This is a genomic window from Micromonospora sp. WMMA1996 (genome assembly GCF_002573675.1).
Taxonomy (GTDB): Bacteria; Actinomycetota; Actinomycetes; order Mycobacteriales; family Micromonosporaceae; genus Micromonospora; species Micromonospora sediminicola.
Genome location: NZ_PDHU01000005.1, coordinates 418,579 through 430,615 on the forward strand (window position 1 = coordinate 418,579; position 12,037 = coordinate 430,615).

14 protein-coding genes are annotated in these 12,037 nt (G+C 73.0%); 13 read left to right on the top strand and 1 reads right to left on the bottom strand.

Features of this window, described 5'->3' with window-relative positions:
- Positions 1-417: 417 nt before the first annotated feature.
- The 9 genes from COO58_RS27555 to truA all read left to right on the top strand — a co-directional run bounded on the left by COO58_RS27555 (position 418) and on the right by truA (position 5,867).
- Complete coding sequence (locus COO58_RS27555) at positions 418-960, top strand: DUF1707 domain-containing protein (protein ID WP_098747840.1); 543 nt, start codon at positions 418-420, stop codon at positions 958-960.
- A 260-nt stretch (positions 961-1,220) separates the two neighbouring features.
- Positions 1,221-1,442, top strand: coding sequence for a translation initiation factor IF-1 (infA, locus tag COO58_RS27560; protein WP_007073013.1), 222 nt, complete (start codon positions 1,221-1,223; stop codon positions 1,440-1,442).
- Positions 1,443-1,534: 92 nt separating this feature from the next.
- Positions 1,535-1,648: a 50S ribosomal protein L36 gene (gene rpmJ / locus COO58_RS27565; RefSeq protein WP_012184307.1), complete on the top strand. Its 114-nt coding sequence runs from the start codon at positions 1,535-1,537 to the stop codon at positions 1,646-1,648.
- A gap of 151 nt (positions 1,649-1,799) precedes the next feature.
- Positions 1,800-2,180, top strand: coding sequence for a 30S ribosomal protein S13 (gene rpsM, locus COO58_RS27570; RefSeq protein WP_013288614.1), 381 nt, complete (start codon positions 1,800-1,802; stop codon positions 2,178-2,180).
- A gap of 18 nt (positions 2,181-2,198) precedes the next feature.
- Positions 2,199-2,606, top strand: coding sequence for a 30S ribosomal protein S11 (rpsK, locus tag COO58_RS27575; RefSeq protein ID WP_014440747.1), 408 nt, complete (start codon positions 2,199-2,201; stop codon positions 2,604-2,606).
- 14 nt (positions 2,607-2,620) lie between these two features.
- On the top strand, positions 2,621-3,247 hold the full coding sequence (gene rpsD, locus COO58_RS27580) for a 30S ribosomal protein S4 (protein WP_091570104.1): 627 nt from the start codon (positions 2,621-2,623) through the stop codon (positions 3,245-3,247).
- 95 nt (positions 3,248-3,342) lie between these two features.
- The gene (locus COO58_RS27585; protein WP_007073009.1) at positions 3,343-4,365 is read left to right on the top strand and encodes a DNA-directed RNA polymerase subunit alpha; all 1,023 of its coding nucleotides are present in this window, start codon (positions 3,343-3,345) and stop codon (positions 4,363-4,365) included.
- Positions 4,366-4,399: 34 nt separating this feature from the next.
- On the top strand, positions 4,400-4,960 hold the full coding sequence (gene rplQ / locus COO58_RS27590) for a 50S ribosomal protein L17 (protein ID WP_091570109.1): 561 nt from the start codon (positions 4,400-4,402) through the stop codon (positions 4,958-4,960).
- 73 nt (positions 4,961-5,033) lie between these two features.
- Positions 5,034-5,867, top strand: coding sequence for a tRNA pseudouridine(38-40) synthase TruA (gene truA / locus COO58_RS27595; RefSeq protein WP_098747842.1), 834 nt, complete (start codon positions 5,034-5,036; stop codon positions 5,865-5,867).
- A gap of 58 nt (positions 5,868-5,925) precedes the next feature.
- Here the strand turns inward: truA and COO58_RS27600 are convergent, their stop codons facing one another.
- A complete protein-coding gene (locus COO58_RS27600) occupies positions 5,926-7,074 on the bottom strand; it encodes a hypothetical protein (protein ID WP_255292784.1) in 1,149 nt (382 codons plus the stop codon).
- Positions 7,075-7,200: 126 nt separating this feature from the next.
- On the opposite strand from COO58_RS27600, the gene COO58_RS27605 reads away from it, so the two are divergent.
- From COO58_RS27605 to COO58_RS27620, 4 genes are all read left to right on the top strand, one after another.
- Positions 7,201-7,806, top strand: a complete 606-nt coding sequence (locus COO58_RS27605; protein WP_098747888.1) for a class I SAM-dependent methyltransferase — start codon at positions 7,201-7,203, stop codon at positions 7,804-7,806.
- 41 nt (positions 7,807-7,847) lie between these two features.
- A complete protein-coding gene (locus COO58_RS27610) occupies positions 7,848-9,527 on the top strand; it encodes an ABC-F family ATP-binding cassette domain-containing protein (RefSeq protein WP_091570116.1) in 1,680 nt (559 codons plus the stop codon).
- Positions 9,524-10,321, top strand: coding sequence for a nucleotidyltransferase domain-containing protein (locus COO58_RS27615; protein WP_098747843.1), 798 nt, complete (start codon positions 9,524-9,526; stop codon positions 10,319-10,321). Before COO58_RS27610 ends, COO58_RS27615 begins: the two co-directional genes overlap by 4 nt.
- A gap of 263 nt (positions 10,322-10,584) precedes the next feature.
- Positions 10,585-11,547 carry an aldo/keto reductase gene (locus COO58_RS27620; RefSeq protein ID WP_176558990.1) on the top strand — a complete coding sequence of 321 codons (963 nt, stop codon included), beginning with the start codon at positions 10,585-10,587 and terminating at the stop codon, positions 11,545-11,547.
- Positions 11,548-12,037: the final 490 nt, after the last annotated feature.

Sequence of the window (12,037 nt, forward strand, 5' to 3'; positions counted from 1 at the left end):
GGGCGGCCGCGGTGTGTGTCGGGCCGGGCGGCCGGGCGGCCGCGGTGTGTGTCGGGCCGGGCGGCCGGGCGGCCGCGGTGCTTGTCGGGGGCGGCGGTTGCGGTGCCGTCGGGCTCGGCGACTCGGCGGGTGTGCGATGTTCGGCCAGGCGGGGCCAGGCAACCCGACGTTCCGTGGGCCATCCGGCATTCCCAGGGCCGGTGGGCCACGGCGATTTCCCGGGCGGGCGGGTCGTCACTTCACCCCGATATACCTCTGAGTCATATTTATGACCAGGCGGTATATCGGCGCGGGGTCGCATCTGTGTCAGCCCGGTCACGCCACGTGACGGGCGTCGACAGGCTGGAGGGCGCGGTCCGGGTGCGGGCCGGGCGGCGGGTTTCCGTCCGGTGGCGGGCCGGTGGCATCCTTGCCGTCATGGACGGGCAGCGGGAGATGCGGGCGGCCGACCGTGACCGGGAGGCCACGGCGGAACGGCTCCGGGTGGCGCTGGAGGAGGGCCGGCTCGGCCTGCACGAGTACGACGAGCGGCTGGCCCGCGCGTACGGCGCCCGCACCTACGCCGACCTGAACGAGGTGGTGGCCGACCTGCCGGGCCCGGCGTCGGCCGAGCGGTCCGCCGTGGTGCCCGCCACCCCGACGCCGCCGCCCGCGACGCCACCACTCGCGCCGGCGCCACCCGCGCCCGCAGCGGCCGTTCCGAGCGGCGAGCCGGCCGCCGGGGCCGGGACGCCGGTCGCGCCGGACACCCGCTCGCGGCTGCTCGGCCTCTGGATGCCCTGGCTGCGGGTGGCCGCGCTGCTGCTGCCGATCTGGCTGATCAGCGTGATCGCCACCGGCCACACCGCCGGTGTCTGGCCGCTCTGGGTGCTGGGGCCGTGGGGCGGCCTGGTGCTGATGCAGTCGGTCGGGCTGATCGGCGTCGACCACGGTCGGAAGCGACACGACCGCCGCCGCTGAGGCGGCCGGAGCTGTGCCGCTGGTCACAGCCGCGCCGGAAATCCCCCGTCGGGGGGACCGGACGGCCGGCCGGTTTGGCGACGGTGCGCGTGCGGGCGTACACTTTCAGATCGGCGCACAGCGTCCACTCCGCCATGCCCACCCTGCGCTTCGGTGGGAGTCGGAGCCGCGGCTGGCGCGGGTTACCTGATCTTGGTCAGTTCACCCGTGTAAGACGTTGTGGGCCGTCCGGAGTAACCGACGTCAGGACAGCGGAGTACATGCCGAAAAAAGACGGAGCCATCGAGATCGAGGGTCGGGTCATCGAGCCCCTGCCGAACGCCATGTTCCGGGTGGAGCTCGCGAACGGCCACAAGGTGCTGGCTCACATCAGCGGCAAGATGCGGCAGCACTACATCCGCATCCTGCCGGAGGACCGGGTCGTCGTCGAACTGTCGCCGTACGACCTGACCCGCGGGCGCATCGTCTACCGCTACAAGTAAGCCTGACGACGGCCGGGACGTCCCCGTGTCCGTCTTCGACGTCCGGGTCGCGCTCCGTCGCGTCTCCGGGCCAGATGGGAAGTAAGGCAACCGTGAAGGTCAAGCCGAGCGTCAAGAGGATCTGCAACAAGTGCCGGGTGATCCGCCGGCACGGCCGGGTCATGGTCATCTGCACCGACCCGCGCCACAAGCAGCGCCAGGGCTGACGCCCCACACGTCACCAGCTCGTCCCAGCCGCGGACGGTGCGCAGCGCGTACCTCTCGTGGTTGACCCCCGGTCGGAGGCCGGGGCCCGCTCGGGCAGCGGGGTGGGACGGGTCCACACCTCCGCCACAATCATGAGGAGTACGCCCGCACATGGCACGTCTAGTCGGCGTGGATCTCCCCCGCGAGAAGCGGATGGAGATCGCGCTCACCTACATCTTCGGGGTCGGTCGCACCCGCGCCCTGGAGACGCTCGCCGCGACCGGCATCTCGCCGGACAAGCGCGTTCGCGACCTCACGGACGAGGAGCTCGTCGAGCTCCGGAACCACATCGAGGGCAACTACAAGGTTGAAGGCGACCTGCGCCGCGAGGTCGCCGCTGACATCCGCCGCAAGGTCGAGATCGGCTGCTACGCCGGTATCCGGCACCGCCGCGGTCTGCCCGTGCGTGGCCAGCGCACCAAGACCAACGCGCGGACCCGGAAGGGCCCGAAGCGGACCGTGGCCGGCAAGAAGAAGCCCGGCAAGAAGTAACTAGGAGCGCACAGACTTATGCCACCGAAGGCTCGTGCCGGAGCCGCCGTCAAGAAGGTCCGGCGCAAGGAACGCAAGAACGTCGCCCACGGGCAGGCGCACATCAAGAGCACCTTCAACAACACCATCGTGTCCATCACGGACCCGACCGGTGCGGTCATCTCCTGGGCCTCGTCCGGCCAGGTGGGCTTCAAGGGCTCCCGCAAGTCGACCCCGTTCGCCGCGCAGCTGGCCGCCGAGGCCGCCGCGCGTCGGGCCATGGAGCACGGCATGCGCAAGGTCGACGTGTTCGTCAAGGGCCCCGGCTCCGGCCGGGAGACCGCCATCCGTTCGCTGCAGGCCGCTGGGCTGGAGGTCGGGCAGATCTCCGACGTCACCCCGCAGCCGCACAACGGGTGCCGTCCGCCGAAGCGTCGCCGGGTCTGAGAGGTTAGAGAGAGATGGCTCGTTACACCGGTGCTGACTGCCGCCGTTGCCGGCGGGAGAAGATGAAGCTGTTCCTCAAGGGCAGCAAGTGCGATGGTCCGAAGTGCCCGTTCGAGTCCCGGCCGTTCCCGCCCGGGCAGCACGGCCGCGGTCGGACCAAGGAGACGGAGTACCTGCTCCAGCTCCGTGAGAAGCAGAAGGCCCGTCGGGTCTACGGCGTGCTCGAGAAGCAGTTCCGCGGCTACTACGAAGAGGCCGTGGGCAAGAAGGCGAAGACCGGTGAGGTCCTCCTTCAGATCCTCGAGTCGCGGCTCGACAACGTGGTCTACCGGGCCGGCTACGCCAAGTCCCGGGACATGGCCCGTCAGCTGGTCAAGCACGGTCACTTCATGGTGAACGGCAAGAAGGTCGACATCCCGTCGTACCGCGTCAAGGAGCACGACATCATCGAGGTCCGGGGCAAGAGCAAGGAGCTCACCCCGTTCATCGTCGCGCAGGCCGAGGCCGGCTCCAAGACCGTTCCGGCGTGGCTCGAGGCCATCCCCAGCCAGATGAAGGTCCTCGTGCACTCGCTCCCGGCCCGTCAGGTGATCGACACCCAGGTCCAGGAGCAGCTGATCGTCGAGCTCTACTCCAAGTAAGGGCTCGCTGCGGTGGCCCGCCCTGCGGGGCGGGCCACCGGAACAGTTGTGTCGTGGGCGTCAAATAGCGGGCGCCCCGGAAGAGAAGAGAAAAGATGCTCATCAGCCAGCGACCGTCTCTCTCCGAAGAGTCGATCAACGAGACCCGCTCCCGGTTCACCATCGAGCCGCTGGAGCCCGGCTTCGGCTACACGCTGGGCAACTCGCTGCGGCGCACGCTGCTGTCGTCCATCCCGGGCGCGGCGGTCACCTCGATCAAGATCGACGGTGTGCTGCACGAGTTCACCACGATCCCCGGGGTCAAGGAGGACGTGGTCGAGCTCGTCATGAACATCAAGGAGCTGTGCGTCAGCTCCGAGCACGACGAGCCGGTCAGCATGTACCTGCGCAAGCAGGGCCCGGGCGACGTGACCGCCGGTGACATCCAGCCCCCGGCCGGTGTCTCGGTGCACAACCCGGACCTGAAGCTCGCCACCCTCAACGGCAAGGGCCGGCTCGACATGGAGCTGACCGTCGAGCGGGGTCGGGGCTACGTCACCGCGGCGCAGAACAAGCAGGCGGGCGCCGAGATCGGCCGGATCCCGGTCGACTCGATCTACTCGCCGGTGCTCAAGGTGACGTACCGCGTCGAGGCGACCCGGGTCGAGCAGCGGACCGACTTCGACCGGCTGATCATCGACGTCGAGACCAAGCCGTCGATGGGCCCGCGCACCGCGCTGGCCTCGGCCGGCTCGACGCTGGTGGAGCTGTTCGGGCTCGCCCGCGAGCTGGACGAGACCGCCGAGGGCATCGACATCGGCCCGTCCCCGCAGGACGCCCAGCTGGCGGCGGACCTGGCTCTGCCGATCGAGGAGCTGGACCTCACCGTCCGCTCCTACAACTGCCTCAAGCGCGAGGGCATCAACTCCGTTGGTGAGCTGATCGGGCGTACCGAGGCCGACCTTCTCGACATCCGCAACTTCGGTCAGAAGTCGATCGACGAGGTCAAGATGAAGCTCGCCGGGATGGGCCTGGGGCTGAAGGACTCGGCTCCGAACTTCGACCCGGCGCACGTCGTGGACGCCTTCGGCGAGGCCGACTACGACACCGACGACTACCGCGAGACCGAGCAGCTCTAGTCCGCGCTGCCGCCACACCTGAGGAGCACCAAGCATGCCCACGCCCACCAAGGGCCCCCGCCTCGGCGGCAGCCCCGCGCACGAGCGGCTGATGCTGGCCAACCTGGCCACCGCGCTGTTCCAGCACGGCAAGATCCAGACCACCGAGACGAAGGCCCGGCGGCTGCGTCCGCTGGCCGAGCAGCTCATCACCAAGGCCAAGCGCGGCGACCTCGCCTCGCGTCGCCGGGTGCTGGGCGTCGTCAAGGACAAGGACGTGGTCTACTCCCTGTTCGACCAGATCGCGCCCCGGTACGCCAACCGCAACGGTGGCTACACCCGGATCGTGAAGACCGGCCCGCGCAAGGGTGACGCCGCTCCGATGGCGATCATCGAGCTGGTGGAGGAGCTTCAGGTCGCCGAGCCGAAGGCGAACAAGAAGACCGCCGCCCGCAAGGCCGCCCAGCAGGACAAGGTCGAGGCCCTGGCCCCGGCCGAGGAGGCCCCGAAGTCCAGCGCCGGTGACCAGGACGCCGAGGCTCCGGTCTCCGCTTCGGGCGACACCGCCGCCGCCCGTGAGGACAGCGACGAGGCCACCGAGAACGACAAGGCCTGATCGCAGGCAGCATCGTCGGGCCCGGCACCCCCTCGTGGGGTGCCGGGCCCGACGCCGTCAACGGAGGTACGAGGTGAGCGAGCGGACCCGGCTGCGGCTGGACGTCTCGTACGACGGCACGGAGTTCTCCGGCTGGGCACCCCAGCCCACCCGGCGCACGGTGGCCGGGGTGCTCATGGAGGCCCTGGACCTGGTGCTCGGCGCGGGCACCGCGACCGGGCTGACCGTGGCCGGGCGCACCGACGCCGGGGTGCACGCCACCGGGCAGGTCTGCCACCTGGACCTGCCCACCGAGGTGTGGCGCGAGCACGACGGGCGGCTGCTGCGCCGGTTGGCCCGCCTCCTCCCGCCGGACGCCCGGGTCCGCGCGATGACCGAGGTCCCCGCCGACTTCGACGCCCGGTTCTCGGCCACCTACCGGCGCTACGAGTACCGGGTCACCGACGCGCCCTGGGGCGCCGAACCGCTGCGCCGCCGGGACACCCTGGCCTGGCCGAAGCCGCTGGACCTGACCGCGCTCAACGCCGCCGCGGCCGGGCTGGTCGGCGAGCACGACTTCGCCGCGTACTGCCGGCGCAAGGAGAACGCCACCACGCTGCGCGAGGTGACCCGGCTGGACTGGCGGCGCGACCCGGACGGGATCCTGGTCGCCACCGTGCAGGCCGACGCGTTCTGCCAGAACATGGTGCGCAGCCTGGTCGGCGCCATGCTGGTCGCCGGGGACGGGCGGCGGCCGGTGGAGTGGCCGGCCGGCCTGCTGAGCCGCCGGGAGCGGTCCAGCGAGGTGACCGTGGCGCCGGCACACGGCCTGGCGTTGGTCGAGGTCGGCTACCCGACCGACCCCGCCGAGTACGCCCGCCGCGCCGACCTCACCCGCCGGCTGCGCGTGCCCGTCGCGGAGGGCTGAGCGGACACGGAACAGCCCGCCGCCCCGCGTGGGGTGACGGGCCGTCGACGGGGCGGGGTCAGTCGTCCGAGCCGCGTTGTCCGGCGCTGTCCTCGGTCGGACCGTCGGTGGGCTGGCCGGCCGTCCCGCCGGCGGCCCGGCGGTCCAGCACGCTCCGGTTCAGGTGCAGCTCGATCAGGTCGTACATGATCTCGCGGGCGGTGGTGTCGTCGGTCGGGATGCGCTCCCCGTCGGCGCGGGTGACGAGGCAGTACGCGACGTAGTGGCCGCGTACCTGCCAGCCGACCCGGGCGGCGGCCTTCTCCACCGCCTCGGTGTCGTCGCCCGCCTTCATGCCGCGGAAGCGGCCCTGCCGCTCGTCCAGCAGCGGCCGGATCCGGTCGCGCACCCGCTGGGCGCTGGCCACGTCGGTCAGGTTGAACAGGCCGGCGGTGAGCAGGTGGTCGCCGTCGGGGGAGCGGAGCGTGCCCCGGACCACCTGGTTGCAGCCGAGCCGGACCAGCAGGTCGGCGATCTCGCCGGTGGCGGCGGAGGCGCAGTTGCCGCTCGCCTGGGTCTTGAGCACCCGGTAGGCCGGCTTGCCGTCGGTGATCACCAGGCTCTTGGCCGGGAAGACCTCCTTGGCGGTCAGCGCCGCCTGGTCGGTGTCCCGGGAGTCCAGGTCGGACCCGGCGGGCGCGGTGGTCTGCTCGACCGTCGGTTGCGGCGTCGGCTGGCCGGCCGGTGGGGTGGTGGCCCGCTCGTCGAGCAGCGCCGCGACGGCCAGCCCGGTCAGCGAGAGCAGGAGCAGCACGGCGGCGCCGCCGATCAGCGTCTGCAGGACCCGGCCGCCGCGCCGGCGGTCGGTGTGCCGGGTCCGCGGCGGGTCCCACAGGTCGCCGGTACGCGCGGTCGGGCTGGCCGGGATCGGCACGGTCGGCCGGGTGGTCGCGGCCGGCACGGGCTGCGGGACCGGCGGCGCGGGCTGTGGCACCGGGGACGGCTCCCGGGGCGGCGCGGGGCGGCCCGGCGTCGGCGCCGGCGGCGCGGGCGCGGGGGCGCGGGCGGCGTCGCCGGCCGGCCGGGCCGGTGGCAGCGACGGGGTGGGGAAGCGGGAGGGCGACGGGCCCGCGGGCGGCGGCGTCGCGGCTCCGGACCCGGTGGGGGCCGACCCGGGCTTCGGGTACTCCAGGAAGGCGTCCTCGTCGGACTCGTACCGGTACACCATGTGGGATAGAGTAGGGCTGATTGTCCCTTTCAGGGGTAATATCGGGAAATTCTGGCGGAGTGGCGTCCGATGCTCCCCGCCGCACCGTCGCCGGGCCCGCTGCCGGCCGGTGCGACAATGCCGGACGTGACCGGCGACCACTACTTCACCGCTGAACCGACGACCCCGGCCCGCCCGCGCGAGGTCGAGTTCTCCGTCGCCGGGCGCGACTACACCCTCACCTCGGCCGGCGGCGTCTTCTCCGCCGACCGGCTCGACCCCGGCACCGCGGTGCTGCTGCGCAAGGCGGCACTGCCCTCCGCCGGCGAGACCGGTCCGCTGCTCGACATCGGCTGCGGGTTCGGCCCGATCACCTGCGTCCTGGCCACCGTCGCGCCGGCCGCCACGGTCTGGGCGGTGGACGTCAACGAGCGGGCCCGCGCCCTCACCACCACCAACGCGGCCCGGGTGGACGCCGCCGACCGGGTCCGCGCCGTCGCCCCGGACGAGATGCCGGCGGACGTCACGTTCACCCAGATCTGGTCCAACCCGCCGATCCACATCGGCAAGGCGGAACTGCACGACCTGCTGCTGCGCTGGCTGCCCCGGCTCACCCCGGACGGCGTGGCCTGGCTGGTCGTCGCCCGCCACCTCGGCGGCGACTCGCTGCACCGCTGGCTGGTCGAGCAGGGGTGGCAGGTCGACCGGCACGCCAGCCAGAAGGGCTACCGGGTGCTCCGGGTCACCCGGTAATCGGGTGTCGCCCGCGTGCCCCGCTCGGGCAGGATGCCCGCGTGGGATACGTGGACGTGGCAGGGGTCGGGCACATCCTCCCGGACGGCCGGGAGTTGTTCGGCGACGTGTCGTTCCGGGTCGGTGAGGGCGCCAAGGTGGCGCTCGTCGGCCCCAACGGCGCCGGCAAGACCACGCTGCTGCGGATGGTCGCCGGCGACCTGCCGGTCAAGACCGGCGCGATCGCCCGCAGCGGCGGGCTCGGCGTGATGCGGCAGTTCATCGGCATGATCGGCGACGAGTCGACGCTCGCCGACCTGGCCCTGTCGCTGGCGCCGCCGGCGCTGCGCGACGCCGGGCGGCGGCTCGCCGAGACCGAGGCGGCCATGCGGTCGGCCGAGGTCCGCGGCAAGTACAGCTCCGCCGCCGCCAGGACCCAGCTCGCGTACGCGGACGCGCTGGCCGCCTGGGGCGAGACCGGCGGGTACGACGCCGAGGTGCTCTTCGACACTGTCGCCACCGTCGTGCTGGATCTGCCCTGGGACAGCGCCCGGGAGCGGCCGGTGCGGACGCTCTCCGGCGGCCAGCAGAAACGCTTCGCGCTGGAACTGCTGCTGCGCGGCCCGGACGAGGTGCTGCTGCTCGACGAGCCGGACAACTTCCTCGACGTGCCCGGCAAGCGGTGGCTGGAGGCGCGACTGCGCGAGTCCGGCAAGTCGGTGCTCTACGTCTCGCACGACCGCGAGCTGCTGGCCCAGACCGCCGACCGGGTGGTGGCCGTCGAGGGCGGCAGCGCCTGGGTGCACCCGGGTGGCTTCGCGAGCTGGCACTCCGCGCGGGTGGCCCGGCACGACCGCCTCGACGAGCTGCGCAAGCGCTGGGACGAGGAGCACGAGAAGCTGCGCGAGCTGATGCTGATGTACAAGCAGAAGGCCGCGTACAACTCGGGAATGGCCTCGCGGTACCAGGCCGCGCAGACCCGGTTGCGCAAGTTCGAGGAGGCCGGGCCGCCGCCCGTACCCCCGAAGGACCAGGACATCCGGATGCGGCTGACCGGCGGGCGGACCGGCAAGCGGGCGGTGATCGCCGAGCAGTTGGAGCTGGACGGCCTGACGTACCCGTTCGACCTGGAACTCTGGTACGGCGACCGGGTCGCCGTGCTCGGCGCGAACGGCACCGGCAAGTCGCACTTCCTGCGGCTGCTGGCCCGCGGCGGCACCGACCCGGACCCGGGCAACACGCCTGTCGACGGCGCCGCCGCGCTCGCGCCGGTCGCGCACGGCGGCGTGGTCCGGCTGGGCGCGCGGGTCCGGCCGGGTCACTTCTCGCAGACCCACGACCGGCCCGAGCTGATGGAGAAGACGCTCGTCGAGGTGCTGTGGCGGGGCGACGAGCACCGGGCCGGGATGGACCGGCACGCGGCCATGGGGGCGCTGTCCCGCTACGAGCTGGCCGGCCAGGGCGACCAGCGGTTCGGGACGCTCTCCGGCGGCCAGCAGGCCCGGTTCCTGGTGCTGCTGCTGGAGCTGTCCGGCGCGACGCTGCTGCTGCTCGACGAGCCCACCGACAACCTCGACCTCGCCTCGGCCGAGGCGTTGGAGGCCGGGCTGACCGCGTTCGAGGGGACGGTGATCGCGGTGACCCACGACCGCTGGTTCACCCGGACCTTCGACCGGTTCGTGCTGTTCCGCGGCGACGGCGACGTGGTGGAGACGTCGGAACCGGTCTGGGACGTCGGATGATCGACCAGGGACTGGTCGACCGGCTGTGCGCGGTCGACGGCGTGGTCGCGGTGGCGCTCGGCGGCAGCCGGGCCCGCGGCGACCACCGGCCCGACTCCGACTGGGACCTCGGGCTCTACTACCGGGGCGAGCCGGACCTGGCCGCGCTGCGCGCGGTGGCCGCCTCGGTCGCCGACGGGCCGGTGGACCTCACCTCGCCCGGCGACTGGGGGCCCTGGGTCGACGGCGGCGGCTGGCTGCGCGTCGGCGGGGCGGCGGTGGACTGGATCTACCGGGACCTGGACCGCGTGCGGCGGATCTGGGCGGACTGCCGGGCCGGCCACTACACGGTGCAGGTACAGGCCGGTCATCCGCTCGGCTTCTACTCGCACGCGTACGCGGGGGAGGTGGCGCTCGGGCAGGTGCTCGGCGACCCGACCGGTGAGCTGACCGCGTTGCGGGCCGAGACCGTCGACTACCCGCCCGCGCTCGGCGCCGCGCTGCTGGCCGGCGGCTGGGAGACCGGGCTGCTGCTCGACGGCGCGGCGAAGGGGGCGGCCGGGGGCGACGCCGGCTACGTCGCCGGGTGCCTGTTCCGCGTCGTCGGGGTGCTGGCGCACGCGTTGCACGGCCGGGCGGGGCGGTGGCTGGTCAACGAGAAGGGCATGATCACTGCCGCCGGCCGGTTGCCGGACGCGCCGCCGGCCTTCGCCGACCGGGCGCACGCGCTGTTCGGCGCGGTGGGGCGTACCCCGGTGGAGTTGGCGGCGACGGTCGCCGACGCCCGCGCGCTGGCCGCCGACGTGCTGGGCTGAGCGGTCAGCGGCGGTCGAGCGGCGTGGCGCGTGGGCGGGCGGACGTTCGGTGCTGGTCGTGCGGCGTGGCGCGTGGGCGGGCGGACGTTCGGCGATGGTGGCGCGGCGGCGGCGTGGCGTGGCGGCGGCGTGGCGTGGCGGCGGCGTGGCGGCGTGGCGCGGGGCGTCCGCCGGAGGCCTATGGAGCTGATGCCGCGGACGACTCACCTCGGCGGTGACCCGGCCCGGCGCTCGCCCGGTGGCGGCACGGGCGCGGGCATAGGGTGGATCTCGTGAGTGAGATGACCTACCGCCGGCTGGGCGACTCCGGACTCGTGGTGTCCGTGGTCGGCATCGGCTGCAACAACTTCGGCCGCAAACTCGACACCGACGGCACCCGGGCAGTGGTGGACGCCGCGCTCGACGCCGGGATCACCTTCTTCGACACCGCCGACATCTACGGCGAGCCGCAGGGCGGCTCCGAGGAGCTGCTCGGGCAGGCGCTCAAGGGACGTCGCGACGACGTGGTGGTCGCCACCAAGTTCGGCATGGACATGCACGGCGCGAACGGGCCGGATCACGGCGCCCGGGGCGCCCGCCGCTACATCGCCCGCGCGGTCGAGGCGTCGCTGCGCCGGCTCGGCACCGACCACATCGACCTCTACCAGATGCACGAGCCGGACCCGGGTACGCCGATCGACGAGACGCTCGCCGCGCTGGACGACCTGGTGACCGCCGGCAAGGTGCGCTACCTCGGCAACTCCAACTTCGCCGGGTGGCAGATCGCCGACGCCGACTGGACCGCGTCGTCGCAGGGCCGCACCCGGTTCATCTCCGCGCAGAACCACTACTCGCTGCTGGAACGCGGCGTGGAGGACGAGGTGATCCCCGCCTGCGAGCGGTTCGGCCTCGGCATGCTGCCGTTCTTCCCGCTCGCCAACGGGCTGCTCACCGGCAAGTACAAGCGGGACGAGGCGCCCCCGGCGGGCAGCCGGCTGGCCGGCGGCGGCCGGTACGCCGAGCGGCTGGCCGCCGCGCGCTGGGACACCATCGAGGCGATCGAGGCGTACGCGGCCGAGCGCGGGATCAGCATGCTCCAGGTGGCCATCGGCGGCCTGGCCGCCCGGCCCGCGGTGACCTCGGTGATCGCCGGCGCCACCACGCCCGAGCAGGTACGCGCCAACGCCGAGGCGGGCACCTGGCAGCCCTCCGACGAGGACCTGGACGCCCTCGACGCTCTCCTCTGACGGATCCCCGCCGGCGTGGCCGCCTCCGCGGTCCGCCGGCGTGGTCGCTCGTTGGCGTGGTGGTCCGCCAGCGAGACGGCGTGGCCGTTCCTCGCGTGGCGGTCCTGGTGCGGGCTGACCTTCCAGCGTGGCAGCCTTCGGCGGCCACCCTCCAGCGTGGCAGCCTTCGGTGGCCACCTTCCAGCACGGCGGCCTGCGCCGTGGCCACCCGCGACGCGTCACCTCTCGTGGCGATCCACCGGCGAGTGCCGCCAGGCAGACACCCATGGTGTTCCACTCAGCGCCAGCGCTCACCGTGAGTGGAACGGCATGGGTGTCAAACGAGCGCTGAGGCACCCATGGTGTTCCACCCACGGCCGGTCCTGGCGGCGGGTGGAACGTTGTGGGTGTCTGCGGGCGGGTCTGACGTCCGTGGCGCCTCAGGTCCGAGGAGTGCGACGACCGCCCGGACGACTTCGACCTGGCCGCCTACCGCGGGGCGGGGGCGTCG